The 15,097-nt window shown below is 71.4% G+C and carries 9 protein-coding genes; 3 read left to right on the top strand and 6 right to left on the bottom strand.

Going from position 1 to position 15,097, the window contains the following annotated elements; translation table 11 throughout:
- Positions 1 to 90: 90 nt before the first annotated feature.
- From JIX55_RS13885 to JIX55_RS13860, 6 genes are read right to left on the bottom strand one after another with little or no spacing between them, the layout of a single operon-like run.
- Positions 91 to 945, bottom strand: a complete 855-nt coding sequence (locus JIX55_RS13885) for an HpcH/HpaI aldolase/citrate lyase family protein (RefSeq protein WP_257563617.1) — start codon at positions 943 to 945, stop codon at positions 91 to 93.
- Positions 942 to 2,141, bottom strand: a complete 1,200-nt coding sequence (locus JIX55_RS13880) for a CaiB/BaiF CoA transferase family protein (protein WP_257563616.1) — start codon at positions 2,139 to 2,141, stop codon at positions 942 to 944. The genes JIX55_RS13885 and JIX55_RS13880 overlap by 4 nt, the downstream gene beginning before the upstream one ends.
- Positions 2,138 to 3,610 (bottom strand): ADP-ribosylglycohydrolase family protein, encoded by a 1,473-nt coding sequence (locus JIX55_RS13875; RefSeq protein ID WP_257563615.1) that lies wholly within the window; start codon positions 3,608 to 3,610, stop codon positions 2,138 to 2,140. The genes JIX55_RS13880 and JIX55_RS13875 overlap by 4 nt, the downstream gene beginning before the upstream one ends.
- Positions 3,607 to 4,803, bottom strand: coding sequence for an ADP-ribosylglycohydrolase family protein (locus JIX55_RS13870; RefSeq protein ID WP_257563614.1), 1,197 nt, complete (start codon positions 4,801 to 4,803; stop codon positions 3,607 to 3,609). Before JIX55_RS13870 ends, JIX55_RS13875 begins: the two co-directional genes overlap by 4 nt.
- Before the next feature lie 7 nt (positions 4,804 to 4,810).
- Positions 4,811 to 6,421, bottom strand: coding sequence for an ADP-ribosylglycohydrolase family protein (locus JIX55_RS13865; protein ID WP_257563613.1), 1,611 nt, complete (start codon positions 6,419 to 6,421; stop codon positions 4,811 to 4,813).
- On the bottom strand, positions 6,418 to 7,524 hold the full coding sequence (locus JIX55_RS13860) for an ADP-ribosylglycohydrolase family protein (protein ID WP_257563612.1): 1,107 nt from the start codon (positions 7,522 to 7,524) through the stop codon (positions 6,418 to 6,420). Before JIX55_RS13860 ends, JIX55_RS13865 begins: the two co-directional genes overlap by 4 nt.
- Before the next feature lie 282 nt (positions 7,525 to 7,806).
- Between JIX55_RS13860 and JIX55_RS13855 the strand changes: the two genes are divergently transcribed.
- The 3 genes from JIX55_RS13855 to JIX55_RS13845 all read left to right on the top strand — a co-directional run bounded on the left by JIX55_RS13855 (position 7,807) and on the right by JIX55_RS13845 (position 14,954).
- Positions 7,807 to 8,535, top strand: a complete 729-nt coding sequence (locus tag JIX55_RS13855; protein ID WP_257563611.1) for a VIT1/CCC1 transporter family protein — start codon at positions 7,807 to 7,809, stop codon at positions 8,533 to 8,535.
- 367 nt (positions 8,536 to 8,902) lie between these two features.
- Positions 8,903 to 13,498, top strand: coding sequence for a glutamate synthase large subunit (gene gltB / locus JIX55_RS13850; RefSeq protein ID WP_257563610.1), 4,596 nt, complete (start codon positions 8,903 to 8,905; stop codon positions 13,496 to 13,498).
- Positions 13,491 to 14,954 carry a glutamate synthase subunit beta gene (locus JIX55_RS13845; RefSeq protein ID WP_257563609.1) on the top strand — a complete coding sequence of 488 codons (1,464 nt, stop codon included), beginning with the start codon at positions 13,491 to 13,493 and terminating at the stop codon, positions 14,952 to 14,954. The genes gltB and JIX55_RS13845 overlap by 8 nt, the downstream gene beginning before the upstream one ends.
- The last annotated feature ends 143 nt before the right edge of the window (positions 14,955 to 15,097 follow it).

Genomic DNA, 15,097 nt, shown 5'->3' with positions numbered 1-15,097 from the left:
TTGCTGTGATCCGCCGCTTCGTGACGGATGTTCCCCCGACCCACCCGCCCTTTCAGGGCGGGTGGGTTTTTGGTTCCGGGGTGTGGGACGTCAGTGTCTGGGGGCGCGGTGGGCCAGGGACAGGGTTCTGTGGGCGACCGCTACGACCGCTGGGTCGATGAAGCGGCCGTTCGGGAGGGCTTGGGCGCCGCGGGTTGTGGTTGCGGCTTCGAGGATCTGCTCGGCCGACTCGATTTCCTGCGGGGTGGGGGCGTAGGCGCGTTCGATCACCGGGAGTTGGCGGGGGTGGATGGCGGCGCGGCCGAGGAAGCCCAGGGTGCGGCCGTGGGCGGAGGAGGCGGCCAGGCCTTCGAGGTCCTTCGTGTCCGGGTAGATCGACTGGGCGGGGGAGGGGAGGCCTGCGGCTCGGGCGGCGAGGATCACTCGGGAGCGGGGCCAGTCGAGGGCCGGGTCATGGTGGACGGCCAGGTCGGCGCGGAGGTCCGCCTCGCCGAGGGTGATGCCGTGGAGCGCGGGGTGGGAGGCGGCGATGTCGTAGGCCCGTTCCACGCCCAGGGCCGATTCGAGGAGGGCGTACAGGGGGATCGCGCCTCCTTCGGCCGGTGCGGTTCGTTCCGCGACGCTCACGACCTCGGCGGGGGACGTGATCTTAGGGAGGCGGAGGGCCGCCAGGCCGGGGAGGGGGGAGAGGGCCTTGAGGTCCTCTGCGGCTTGTGGGGTGTTCAGGGCGTTCACGCGTACGTGGACCGGGACGGGGGGAGCGGCCGAGAGGAGTTCGGCGGTGGCCGCGCGGGCGTAGTCCTTGCGGTCGGGGGCGACCGCGTCCTCCAGGTCCACGATCACCACGTCCGCGCCGGAGGCCAGGGCCTTGGCGACCACCTCCGGGCGGTCGCCGGGGACGTACAGCCAGGTGAGCGGGATGGGCGTCGTCGGCTGGAGGGTCACAGGGCGCCCTCCCGGCGGAGGGTCTCGATGTCCGGCTCGGACAGGCCCAGTTCGGTGAGGATCGAGTCCGTGTCGGCGCCGTGCGCGCGGCCCGCCCAGCGGATGGCGCCGGGGGTGGCGGAGAGGCGGAAGAGGACGTTCTGCATGCGCAGGGGGCCGAGGTCGGGGTCGTCGACGGTCGTGATGGTGTCCAGGGCACGGTACTGGGGGTCGGTCATCACCTCCCGTACGTCCTGGATGGGGGCGACCGCCGCCTCCGCCTTCTCGAACACCTCGATGACCTCCTCGCGGGTGTGGCGGGCGATCCACGCGCCGACCGCCTCGTCCAGGACGTCCGCGTGGCCGGCCCGCTCGGCCCCCGAGCCGAACCAGGGCTCGTCGACCAGCTCGGGGCGGCCGACCAGGCGCATCACCCGTTCCGCGACGGACTGGGCGGAGGTGGAGACCGCCACCCAGGAACCGTCCGCCGTGCGGTAGGTGTTCCGGGGCGCGTTGTTGGCGGAGCGGTTGCCGGTGCGCGGCTGGACGTGGCCGAGCTGGTCGTACCAGAGGGGCTGGGGGCCGAGGACGGTGAGGATCGGCTCGATGATCGCCATGTCGACCACCTGCCCCTCGCCCGTACGGTCACGCGCGGCGAGCGCGGTCATCACCGCGTACGCCGTCGCCAGGCCCGCGATCGAGTCGGCGAGGCCGAAGGGCGGCAGGACCGGCGGGGCGTCCGGCTCGCCGGTGATCGCGGCGAAACCGCTCATCGCCTCCGCGAGCGTGCCGAAGCCGGGGCGGTGCGCGTACGGGCCGAACTGGCCGAAGCCGGTGACGCGGGCGAGGACCAGGCGCGGGTTCGCCGCCGACAGCTCCTTCCAGCCGAGGCCCCACTTCTCCAGGGTGCCGGGGCGGAAGTTCTCGATGATCACGTCGGAGGTGGCGGCGAGGCGGAGGAGGGTGTCGCGGCCGCCGGGCTTGGAGAGGTTCAGTGTCAGGGTGCGCTTGTTGCGGCCCAGCAGCTTCCACCACAGGCCCACGCCGTCCTTCGAGGGGCCGTGGCCGCGGGACGGGTCCGGCTTCGTGGGGTGCTCGACCTTGATGACCTCCGCGCCGAAGTCGCCGAGCATCGTGGCGGCGAGGGGGCCGGCGAAGAGGGTGGCGAGGTCGAGGACTCTCAGGTGGGTGAGCGGGGGGTCGTACGCCTGGGTCATGGGTGGCGGGTCTCCCGGAGGGTGAGTTGGGCCAGGGTGTCGAAGCCGACGCCGTTGAAGTCGGCGATCGAGGTGGTCAGGCGGTTCTTGAGGGGGGCCGTCCAGCGGTCGGGCAGCGCGTCCGGGGAGCCGGCGAGGAGGCCCGCGATGCTGCCCGCCGTCGCGCCGTTGGAGTCGGTGTCCCAGCCGCCCGACACCGCGCGGCAGATGGAGGCCGTGAAGTCGCCGTTCGCGTGGGTGAGGGCGGCGGTGAGCAGGGCGGTGTTGGGGATGGCGTGGACCCAGTGGTGGTCGGCGTAGGTGGTGTGGAGTTCGTCGACGATCGTGTCGAAGTCGCGGGTTTCGGCGGTGAGTTGGAGGGCATGGTGGATCGCCTTCGCCAGGCGGGAGTTCGGGGGGACGACGGTGAGGCCGGTGCGTAGGCAGTGGTGGATGTCGGTGCCGGTGCCGGTGCCGGTGCCGCTGCCTGTGCCGGTGCCGGTGGTTGGGGCTGTGCCGGGGGTTGTGGTGGGGCTTTCGGGTGCGGCGGCCTCGGCGATGGTGGCCGCGATGAACATCGCCGCGTAGACGCCGTTCGCGGTGTGGGTGAGGGTGGCGTCGCGGTGGGCTTGTTCCGCTGCGGCGGCCGGGTCGCCGGGGTTGGTCCAGCCGTGGACGTCGGCGCGGATCAGGGCGCCGATCCATTCGCGGAACGGGTTGCGGCGGCGGGCGGTGTGCGGGGGCTCGACGCCGGTGAGCAGGTTGCGGTAGGCGATGCGTTCGGCGGTGAAGGTGCGGCCGGCGGGGAGTTCGTCGAGCCAGAGCGTCGCCACGTCGGTGGTGGTGAAGTGTCTGCCGTGGCGGGCGAGCAGGAGGAGGTTGAGGAGGGGGAAGTTGAGATCGTCGTCCTCGGGCATGCCGTCGATGTTCTCGGCGAGGGAGGTGGGGGCGGAGCGGCGGTTCCAGGGGTGGGCCGTGAGGAGGTCCGGGGGGACGCCTCGGGCGGTGAACCAGGTGGTGAGGGGCCAGTTGCCGGCGGCGGCGGCGAGTCGGCGGATGGCTGTGAGGGGGAGTTTCTCGACGGGTTTGCCCAGGAGACAGCCGACGGCGCGGCCGAGCCAGGCGGCTTCCAGGCGGGGGAGGTGGGTGGCTGGGGTGGGTGGGTTTCCTTCCGGAACTGCGCCGGGCAGAGCAGGGCGAGCGGGCCAGTTGACGCACAGGGCCTTGATCTTGCTCAGTTCTGTCGGCTCACTCTCCGCCCGGCTACTCGGTAGGTCTGCCAGTTCGTCCAGCAGATCCTCGGCCAGGAGACGCAGGTAGCGGGAGGCAGGTTGAGCGGACGCGCCGGCGCGGAGGGGGGCCGGGGGGCCGCCCGCCGATTGCCAGCGGGCGGCGATGGCGGAGGGTTCGCGGCCGTCCTGTCGTGCCTGGTGGAGTTCGTGGCCGAGGAGGTCCTCCGGTTGGACCCAGGTGAGGCGGAGGGGGGTCACCGAAGGGGCGCCAGGATGGTGAAGGCGGACTCGTGGGCGCGGCGGCGGCGTACGTCCTGGTCGTGGATCTGGAGGGTGACCTCCGTCAAGGTCGTGGCGGGGGTGTGGAGGTCGAGGCGGCTGGCCTCCGACACCGTCTTGGCCCAGTCGGACGGGATCTCCGAGCCCAGCGCGCCTGCCAGAGCGCCGGACATCGTGGCGATCGAGTCGCAGTCGCGGCCGTAGTTCACCGAACCCAGCACCGCGTGGCGGTAGTCACCGCGGGCCACGAGCAACATGCCGAGCGCGATGGGGAGTTCCTCGATCGCGTGGAGGCGGGAGGGGCGGCGGGCGCCGAGGGAGGGGGCGCGGTAGTCGGGGCCGACCGTGTCGAACGGGGTGACCGCCTCGCGGAGCGGTCGTAGCGCCGACTCGAAGTCCGTGTACCGGTCGGCCACTTCGCACACCGACTCGATCGCCGTGCGTGTGCCGTCCTTGGCCAGGGCGAGGGAGGTCTCGATCACCGACTCGGCGGTCGCACCCGGTGCGCACGCCGCCGCGACGGCCGCCGCGAACACGCCCGCCGCCTCCCTGCCGTACGACGACTGGTGGGCGCCCGCGATGTCGAGGGCCTCGGCGTACGCGCCGGCCGGGTTGGCCGCGTTGACCAGGCCGACCGGGGCCATGTACATCGCGGCGCCGCAGTTGACGATGTTGCCGGTGCCGGCCTCGCGGGGGTCGATGTGGCCGTAGTGGATGCGGGCGACGAGCCACTTCTCGGCGAGGAAGACCCGCTGGAGGGGGAGGGCCTCCGCCTCCAGCTCGGGGATCCAGCGCGGGGTCGTCATCATGTCCGGCACCAGGTGCTCGGCGACGGCGTACGCGTCCAGGTGGTCGCGGACGCGGTCGTACACCCGTACCAGCGCATGCGTCATCAAGGTGTCGTCGGTGACGTGGCCGTCGCCCTTGTGGTACGGCGCGATGGGGCGGGCGGTGCGCCAGGCGTCGCCGTTCCAGGGGCCGACGATGCCGTGGACCCGGCCGCCGTGGCGTTCGAGGATCTGCTCCGGGGTGTAGCCCTCGACGGGGCCGCCGAGGGCGTCGCCCACGGCTGCACCGACCAGGGCTCCGGTGATGCGCTCTTCGAGGCTTGCTTCAGCGCTTTGTTCGGCATGGGGCAGTGCGTGCTGGTTGGCTTCCGTTGGGGGCGTCATGCCCGAATCATCCTCCTGGGACGGCGAGTTCCGTGGCTGCGAGAAGTTCGGCGAGGTGTACGAGATCGGTACCGGTGAGGCGGGGGAGGGCACAGCCGGAGAGGGTGCGGCAGGCGTCCCGCCAGGCGTCGGGGATGGCGGTGCCGCCGCTGAGCGCGCCGGTCAGGGCGCCGGCGAGGGCCGGGGCGGAGTCGGCGACGCGGGAGAGGCAGGCGGCGGCGGGGACGGCCTCGGCGATCCGGCCGCGGGCGGCGGTGGCGAGGGCGAGGGCCACGGGGACGGTCTCGGCGGCGGCGATGCCGTAGCTGTAGACGTGGTCGACGATCTGGTGCTCAAGGAGGGGGACGAGAGCGAATGTTCCTTCTTTTCTGTGCTGGTGGGCGAGGTGGAGGGCGTGGCGGGCGTTGCGACCGATCTCCGTCTCCGCGGGGAGTTCGGCGAGGGCGGCCGCCGTGCAGTCGTCGATGTCCGCGCCGACGAGCGCCAGCGCCAGCGCGGCGGCCATCGCGCGGGCGCCGTGCACACCGTCGCCGTCCTGGGTGTAGCGGGCGTCGAACTCGGCCAGATCGGCGGCGCGTTGGGGGTCGCCCGGGTGGGCGACGGCCAGTACGCAGGCGCGTACGCAGGCCGCGTCGTCGAAGTAGTGCGGGTTGTCGTGCCCGGTGGCGGGTGGGCGCAGGCCGGTGGCGAGGTTGCCGAGTCCGGCGCGTACGGAGATGCGGGCGCGCAGGGGGAGTACGGCGGACTCGACCTCGGGGGCGCGCTCGGCGGCGGCCGCGATCTCGCTGGCCACGGCGTTCCAGGAGAGGTCGATCGAGGCGCGGGTGCGGCGCTCCAGGCTCAGGTCGCCGAGTGCGCCCGCGTCTCCGGCACGCAGGACGGCCTCCGCCGCGAACGCCGCCCATTCCGCGTCGTCGGAGGGGCCGAGGCGCAGTGGCTCGGGGGGCTGGTTGAGTGCGATGGGGACCGGCAGGGTGGTCGTCGCGTTCTGCTCGGCGAACGTGTCCAGTTCTCGGGTGAGCCGTCGTGTCCACTCCGGCATCCGGGCGGCCCGGTGCCGGGCGGCGGGCCAGCCGGCGGCGTCGCCTGCGGCGAGCCCGAGGAGGAGGCCTTCGATACGGCGGGGGTTGCGGGCCGTGGCCTCGGCTTCGCCTTCGGCCTTCGTCTTCCCACCCGCACCACCCGTGCGACTTTCATCGTCGGGTGCGGGTGGCCCCTGTGGGGCGTCCTCACCGTTGGCGACCGGGGGTCCGGCTTCGATCGGCTTCACCACGACCGCGAGTTCGATCCCGACCGGTGTGTTCGTCGCCCACGAGGTGGGTGTGGTGTGGGGTGTGGTCTTGTCGTTCGGCGTGGGTGTGGTGCGGGGCTTGGTCCTGTCGCCCGGTGCGGGTGCGGTGCGGGATGTGGTCTTGTCGTACGGAGTGGCAGTGGCGCGGGGTGGCGCCGCGCCGCACGAGGTGGTTGTTGCGGCAGCTGTGTTCTCGTCCCAGGAGGCTGGTGTCGCGGTAGGTGTCGTCTCGTCCCAGGAGGCTGGTGTCGCGGCAGCTGTGCTGTCGTCCCACGAGGCCGGTGCCGCGGCAGGTGCCGTCTCGTCCCACGGAGCGGGTGGGGTCATGAGGGGGTCTCCGTCTTGTCGTCGGCTGCCAGGGTGAAGGCGCTCGGATCCGGTGGGGGCCACTCTTCGCGGTGCAGGGGATCCGTGTTGGTGCCCCACTTGCCGCCCTCGCCCGGTACCAGGAGCTCTGCCACGTCCAGGACGTGATGGCCCGCCATCGACGGCAGGCAGCTGCCCCTCGCCGGGCCGATCGCGGTGGTCCACTCGGGTGGGATCGAGGACACGCCCCGGGTCGCGCCGGCCAGGGCGCCGGCGACGGCGGCGGTGGTGTCGGCGTCGCGGCCCATGTTGACGGCGGTGAGGACGGACTCGACGAAGTCGCCGTCGGCCGCCGCGTAGGCGCCGAAGGCGAGGGCCACGGCTTCGGGGGCGAGATCGGTCCAGGGGTAGCCGCCGATGACGACGGCGGAGCGGACCGCGCGTTCGCCGCGGTGGGCGACGGCCACCGCGCGGCGCAGCGAGCGGGCGGTCCAGGAGTCGTCCGGGACCACGGCGAGAGCGGAGGCGACGACGGCGATCGTGGGGGCGCCCGCCATGGCCGCCGCCACGCCGGCGGCGACCGCCTGGCCGCCGTAGATGCCCTCGCCGTCGTGGCTGACCGAGCCGTCGATGGCGACCAGGCGGGCGGCCTCCGCCGGTCGGCCGGCCGCGAACACGCCGAAGGGGGCCGCGCGCATGGCCAGGCCGTCGCTCCAGGCGTGCCGGTGCTGGGCGGAGATCGGGGCGGCCAGGCCCCGGCGGAGGTTCTCCAGCGTGCCGCGTTCGCTGAAGCCGGCGCCCCGGAACGGGCCCTCGTCGAGGTCCGCGATCCACTGGTGCCAGGCCGTCTCCACATGGGCGACGGTGAGCGCCGAGCCGTGCCGGGCCAGCAGCAGCCCGGAGAAGATGGCGTACTCGGTGTCGTCCGTGCCCGAGGGGTTCTCGGCCACGTACCCCGTGATGCGCCCCCAGCGCGCTCGGATCTCGGAGGGCTTCAAGTTCTCCGCGGGCGCCCCCAGCGCGTCCCCGACGGCGAGCCCCAGCATGGCCCCGCGCGCCCGCTCGCGGAGGTCGGCGGCGTCCCCCGGCGCCGGAGCCGAGGGAATGCAGGCGATGGAAGGCATATGGCGCCTCTCTGGCCCGGTGGGCAGGTCTGGCCCTATGGGCAGTTGATCCGCTCTGAGGATTTCGAAGCTTTCGCTGTGAAGATCTCTGCCACATCGAGTGCCCCACCGGCCCCCGGAACGCGTCCGTATCACCCGGTCGACATCTGTGCAGGGTCCTGTACGAATGAGCGGCAACGATTCCTCGAACAATCGAGACCGCCCGTCGGGCCGTCGGGTGGGCCCGGGTAAGTACGGCCTTCCTTGCTGGCAGAAGCGATTTTCCGAGCGTACGTTCGAGGTATGGCGATCACCGACACCGAAGCCGCGCCGCACGAGGCGCACCGCGACAATCACACCCACCGGGACGTGAACGGCGGCTGGCTGCGGCCGGCCGTCTTCGGTGCGATGGACGGGCTCGTGTCCAACCTGGCGCTGATGACCGGCGTCGCGGGCGGGACGACCGGCCGGGAGGCGGTCGTCGTCGCCGGTCTCGCGGGGCTCGCCGCCGGGGCCTTCTCCATGGCCGCCGGCGAGTACACCTCGGTCGCCTCGCAGCGCGAACTCGTCGAGGCCGAACTCGACGTCGAGCGGCGGGAGTTGCGCAAGTACCCCCAGGACGAGGAGCGGGAGCTGGCCGCGCTCTACGAGGCGCGCGGTGTCGAGCCGAAGCTCGCCCGTGAGGTGGCGAGGCAGTTGTCGCACGATCCCGGGCAGGCCCTGGAGATCCACGCCCGGGAGGAGCTGGGCATCGACCCCGGCGACCTCCCCTCGCCCACCGTCGCCGCCGTGTCGAGCTTCGGCTCCTTCGCGCTGGGCGCCCTGCTGCCCGTGCTGCCGTATCTGCTCGGCGCGGGCGCCCTGTGGCCGGCCGTGCTGGTGGCGCTCGCCGGACTCTTCGGGTGCGGCGCGCTGGTGGCCAGGGTGACGGCCAGGACCTGGTGGTTCAGCGGACTGCGTCAGCTGGCCCTCGGGGGTGCCGCGGCGGGTGTGACGTACGCCCTGGGCAGTCTGTTCGGAGCGGCCGTATGATGGATCGGATGGCTACGTATGCGTGGGACCGTATAAGTAGTCGTTACCAGGCGGTTTCGAATGCTTAACCGCTGGGCATGAGCCGTAAGCGCCGCGGGCAAAGACGCCTGCACAGCACCTGAAGTAGTGGGCGACGACGCCTCCCGTACCCCCGGGTGACCGACACCGATCTGTCCGGTCGACCCCCCTTTGATCACGCCACCGTGCGCAGTACCCCGCGCCCGTGGCGTCCGCATGTTGGGACGAAGTATCCGCTTCCCGAGAATCGTTCCATCATGTAACCTGCACGAAATTTTGCACTTTACGCAGAGGGCCAGCGTCGTCCCTCGGCAACCGCATATGCCAGATGACGACGACGGGAGAGCCGATGCGTACGCCGCGCCAGCCGTCCCAGCACTCCACGAATGGCCAGAAGTGGTCGTTCATGGATGCTCGCCCTGCTGCGCAGGGTATGTACGACCCCCGCAACGAGCACGACGCCTGTGGCGTCGGCTTCGTGGCCACCCTCACCGGCGAGGCGAGCCATGCGCTGGTCGAGCAGGCGCTCACGGTTCTCCGCAACCTGGAGCACCGCGGTGCGACCGGCTCCGAGCCCGACTCCGGCGACGGCGCCGGCATTCTCTCGCAGGTTCCCGACGCGTTCTTCCGTGAGGTTGCCGGATTCGAGCTGCCCGAGGCCGGCTCGTACGCCGTCGGTACCGGCTTCCTGCCCGACGAGGGCACCGAGGACGCCGTCGCCCGCATCGAGGCCATCGCGGCCGAGGAAGGCCTGACCGTCCTCGGCTGGCGCGAGGTGCCCGTCGCCCCCGAGCTGCTCGGCGCCACCGCCCGCTCGACGATGCCCTCCTTCCGTCAGGTCTTCGTCGCCGACGGCACATCGAAGGACATCGACCTCGACCGCAAGAGCTTCGTGCTGCGCAAGCGCGCCGAGCGCGAGGTCGACGTCTACTTCCCCTCGCTCTCCGCGCGGACCATCGTCTACAAGGGCATGCTGACCACCGGCCAGCTGGAGCCCTTCTTCCCGGACCTGTCCGACCGCCGTTTCGCCTCCGCGATCGCGCTCGTGCACTCCCGGTTCTCCACGAACACCTTCCCGTCGTGGCCGCTCGCGCACCCCTACCGCTTCGTCGCGCACAACGGTGAGATCAACACGGTCAAGGGCAACCGCAACTGGATGGTCGCCCGCGAGTCCCAGCTGGTCTCCGACCTGTTCGGCCCTGCCGAGAAGCTGGACCGGATCTTCCCGATCTGCACACCGGACGCCTCCGACTCCGCGTCCTTCGACGAGGTCCTCGAGCTGCTCCACCTCGGTGGCCGCTCCCTGCCGCACTCCGTGCTGATGATGATCCCGGAGGCGTGGGAGAACCACGACTCCATGGACCTGACCCGTCGCGCCTTCTACCAGTTCCACTCCACGATGATGGAGCCCTGGGACGGCCCGGCCTGTGTCACCTTCACCGACGGCAAGCAGGTCGGCGCGGTCCTCGACCGCAACGGCCTTCGCCCCGGCCGCTACTGGGTCACCGACGACGGCCTCGTCGTCCTCGGCTCCGAGGTCGGCGTCCTCGACATCGACCCCGCCAAGGTCGTCCGCAAGGGCCGTCTGCAGCCCGGCAGGATGTTCCTCGTCGACACCGTCGAGCACCGCATCATCGAGGACGACGAGATCAAGGCCGGCCTCGCCGCCGAGCAGCCGTACGCCGAGTGGCTGGAGGCCGGGGAGATCGAGCTCTCCGACCTGCCCGAGCGCGAGCACATCGTGCACACCCACGCCTCGGTCACCCGCCGCCAGCAGACCTTCGGCTACACCGAGGAGGAGCTGCGCGTCATCCTCGCGCCGATGGCCAAGACCGGCGGCGAGCCGCTCGGTTCCATGGGTACGGACTCGCCGATCGCCGCGCTGTCCGCCCGCCCGCGCCTGCTCTTCGACTACTTCACCCAGCTGTTCGCGCAGGTCACCAACCCGCCGCTGGACGCGATCCGGGAAGAGCTGGTCACGAGCCTGCGGTCCTCGCTGGGCCCGCAGGGCAACCTGCTGGAGCCCACCGCCGCGTCCTGCCGGTCGGTCACCCTCCCCTTCCCGGTGATCGACAACGACGAGCTGGCCAAGCTCATCCACATCAACGCCGACGGCGACATGCCCGGCATGAAGGCCGCCACGCTCTCCGGCCTGTACCGGGTCTCCGGCGGCGGTGAGGCCCTCGCCGCGCGCATCGAGGAGATATGCGCGGAGGCCGACGCCGCCATCGACAACGGCGCCCGGCTGATCGTCCTCTCCGACCGCCACTCGGACGCCGAGCACGCGCCGATCCCGTCGCTGCTGCTCACCGCGGCCGTCCACCACCACCTCATCGGCACCAAGCAGCGCACCCACGTGGGCCTGCTGGTCGAGGCCGGTGACGTCCGCGAGGTCCACCACGTCGCCCTGCTCATCGGCTTCGGCGCCGCGGCGGTCAACCCGTACCTGGCGATGGAGTCCGTCGAGGACCTCGTCCGCGCCGGAACGTTCCTCTCCGACGTCGAACCCGAGCAGGCCATCCGGAACCTGATCTACGCCCTCGGCAAGGGCGTCCTGAAGGTCATGTCCAAGATGGGCATCTCCACGGTCGCCTCCTACCGCGGCGCCCAGGTCTTCGAGGCCGTCGGCCTCGCGGACGAGTTCGTCGCGAAGTACTTCATCGGCACGGCCACCAAGATCGGCGGCGTGGGCATCGACGTCGTCGCCAAGGAGGTCGCCGCCCGCCACGCCAAGGCGTACCCGGCCAGCGGCATCGCGCCGGCCCACCGCGCCCTGGAGATAGGCGGCGAGTACCAGTGGCGCCGCGAGGGCGAGCCGCACCTGTTCGACCCGGAGACGGTCTTCCGCCTCCAGCACTCGACCCGTACGCGCCGCTACGACATCTTCAAGAAGTACACGGACCGTGTGAACGAGCAGTCCGAGCGCCTGATGACGCTGCGTGGCATGTTCGGCTTCAAGTCCGACCGGCAGCCCATTCCGCTCGATGAAGTCGAGTCGGTCTCCGAGATCGTCAAGCGCTTCTCGACCGGCGCCATGTCGTACGGCTCGATCTCGCGCGAGGCGCACGAGACGCTCGCCATCGCCATGAACCAGCTGGGCGGCAAGTCCAACACCGGTGAGGGCGGCGAGGACCCGGACCGTCTGTACGACCCGGCGCGCCGTTCGTCGATCAAGCAGGTCGCCTCCGGCCGCTTCGGTGTGACCTCCGAGTACCTGGTCAACGCGGACGACATCCAGATCAAGATGGCCCAGGGCGCCAAGCCCGGCGAGGGCGGTCAGCTGCCCGGCCACAAGGTGTACCCGTGGGTCGCGAAGACACGGCACTCGACGCCGGGCGTGGGCCTCATCTCCCCGCCGCCGCACCACGACATCTACTCCATCGAGGACCTGGCCCAGCTGATCCACGACCTGAAGAACGCGAACCCGCAGGCGCGGATTCACGTGAAGCTGGTGTCGGAGGTCGGCGTCGGCACGGTCGCGGCGGGTGTGTCGAAGGCGCACGCGGACGTCGTGCTCATCTCGGGTCACGACGGTGGCACGGGTGCCTCGCCGCTGACGTCGCTGAAGCACGCCGGCGGCCCCTGGGAGCTCGGCCTCGCCGAGACCCAGCAGACCCTGCTGCTCAACGGCCTGCGCGACCGCATCGTCGTGCAGACCGACGGCCAGCTGAAGACCGGCCGTGACGTGGTCATCGCCGCGCTGCTCGGCGCCGAGGAGTTCGGCTTCGCGACCGCGCCGCTGGTCGTCTCCGGCTGCGTCATGATGCGCGTCTGCCACCTGGACACCTGCCCGGTCGGCATCGCCACGCAGAACCCGGAGCTCCGCGACCGGTTCGCCGGCAAGGCCGAGTACGTCGTGAACTTCTTCGAGTTCATCGCCGAGGAGGTCCGCGAGATCCTCGCCGAGCTGGGCTTCCGCTCCATCGAGGAGGCCGTCGGCCACGCCGAGACGCTCGACGTGACCCGCGCGGTCGACCACTGGAAGGCGCAGGGCCTGGACCTGGATCCGCTGTTCCACGTGCCCGAGCTGCCCGAGGGCGCGGTGCGCCACCAGCTGATCGAGCAGGACCACGGTCTGGAGAAGGCGCTCGACAACGAGCTGATCAAGCTCGCCGCCGACGCCCTCGCCGCCTCGGACGCGACCGACGCCCAGCCGGTGCGCGCCCAGGTCAAGGTCCGCAACATCAACCGCACGGTCGGCACGATGCTCGGCCACGAGGTGACGAAGAAGTTCGGCGGGGCCGGTCTGCCCGACGACACCATCGACATCACCTTCACCGGCTCGGCGGGCCAGTCGTTCGGCGCGTTCCTTCCGCGCGGTGTGACGCTGCGCCTGGAGGGCGACGCCAACGACTACGTCGGCAAGGGGCTCTCCGGCGGTCGCGTCATCGTCCGCCCGGACCGTGGCGCCGACCACCTCGCCGAGTACTCGACGATCGCGGGCAACACCATCGCCTACGGCGCGACCGGCGGCGAGCTGTTCCTCCGCGGCCGTACGGGCGAGCGGTTCTGTGTCCGCAACTCCGGCGCCCTGGTGGTGTCCGAGGGCGTGGGCGACCACGGCTGCGAGTACATGACCGGCGGTCACGCGGTCGTCCTCGGCGAGACGGGCCGCAACTTCGCGGCCGGTATGTCGGGCGGCATCGCGTACGTCATCGACCTGAACCGCGACAACGTCAACGTCGGCAACGTGGGTGCCATCGAGGCCCTGTCCGACGACGACAAGCAGTGGCTGCACGACGTGGTGCGCCGCCACGCCGAGGAGACCGCTTCGACGGTCGCCGAGAAGCTGCTCGCCGAGTGGCCCGTGGCCGTGGAGCGCTTCAGCAAGATCATCCCCAGTACGTACAAGGCAGTGCTCGCCGCCAAGGCCGCCGCCGAGCAGGCCGGTCTCTCCGAGACCGAGATCACCGAGAAGATGATGGAGGCGGCGATCAATGGCTGACCCGAAGGGCTTCCTCAACCACGGGCGCGAGGTCGCCAAGTCCCGCCCCGTCGACGTACGCCTGAAGGACTGGAACGAGGTCTACGTCCCCGGCTCCCTGCTGCCGATCATCAGCAAGCAGGCGTCGCGCTGCATGGACTGCGGCATCCCGTTCTGCCACAACGGCTGTCCGCTCGGGAACCTCATCCCCGAGTGGAACGACTACGCCTACCGCGAGGACTGGTCGGCGGCGTCGGAGCGGCTGCACGCGACGAACAACTTCCCGGAGTTCACGGGCCGTCTGTGCCCGGCCCCGTGCGAGTCGGCCTGCGTCCTCGGCATCAACCAGCCGGCCGTCACCATCAAGAACGTCGAGGTCTCGATCATCGACAAGGCGTGGGACAGCGGGGATGTCGCGCCGCAGATCCCGGAGCGCCTGTCCGGCAAGACGGTGGCGGTCATCGGCTCGGGCCCGGCGGGTCTGGCCGCGGCTCAGCAGCTGACGCGCGCCGGCCACACCGTGGCGGTCTACGAGCGCGCGGACCGTATCGGTGGTCTCCTCCGCTACGGCATCCCCGAGTTCAAGATGGAGAAGCGGCACATCAACCGCCGTATCGAGCAGATGCGCGCGGAGGGCACCCGCTTCCGTACGGGCATCGAGATCGGCCGCGACCTCAAGGCGACGGACCTGAAGAAGCGGTACGACGCCGTCGTGATCGCCGCGGGCGCCACCACCGCCCGTGACCTTCCGGTCCCCGGCCGCGAGCTGACCGGCATCTACCAGGCCATGGAGTACCTGCCCCTGGCCAACAAGGTGCAGGAGGGCGACTTCGTGGCGCCCCCCATCACGGCCGAGGGCAAGCACGTCGTCGTCATCGGCGGCGGTGACACGGGCGCGGACTGCGTGGGCACGGCCAACCGCCAGGGCGCGGCCTCCGTGACGCAGCTGGAGATCATGCCCCGCCCGAACGACGACCGGAACCCGGTCGCCCAGCCGTGGCCGACCTTCCCGATGCTGTACAAGGTCACCTCCGCGCACGAGGAGGGCGGCGAGCGGGTCTACTCCGTCTCCACCACCCACTTCGAGGGCGACGAGGACGGCAACGTCCAGTTCCTGCACCTCACCGAGGTCGAGTTCATCGACGGCAAGCTGACCCCGAAGCCGGGCACGGAGCGCAGGATCCCCGCCCAGCTGGTCACCCTCGCCATGGGCTTCACCGGCACCGACCGGGAGAACGGCCTGGTCGACCAGTTCGGCCTGGACCTCGACGAGCGCGGCAACATCGCCCGCGACGACGACTTCCAGACCAACGTGCCGGGTGTGTTCGTCGCCGGTGACGCGGGCCGTGGCCAGTCGCTCATCGTGTGGGCGATCGCCGAGGGCCGCTCCGCGGCTCGGGGTTGCGACCGCTTCCTGACGGGGGCGAGCGAACTGCCGGCGCCGATCCGGCCCACGGACCGTTCGCTGATGGTCTGATCCCCCGGACCCATATACGTCCCGTACAACGGCGTACGGGCGGGTCATCTGGGGGGGGATAACCCCCCAGACCCCCCGAGACGGCGCCTGCCCGCCAGTCCCCGACCGGACGACTGGGCAGGCGCCGTTGCATGTTCGGGCGC

The organism is Streptomyces sp. DSM 40750 (assembly GCF_024612035.1).
Lineage (GTDB): Bacteria > Actinomycetota > Actinomycetes > Streptomycetales > Streptomycetaceae > Streptomyces.
Note: the sequence above shows the minus strand (reverse complement) of the source record. Positions and strands in the feature narration are given on the sequence as shown.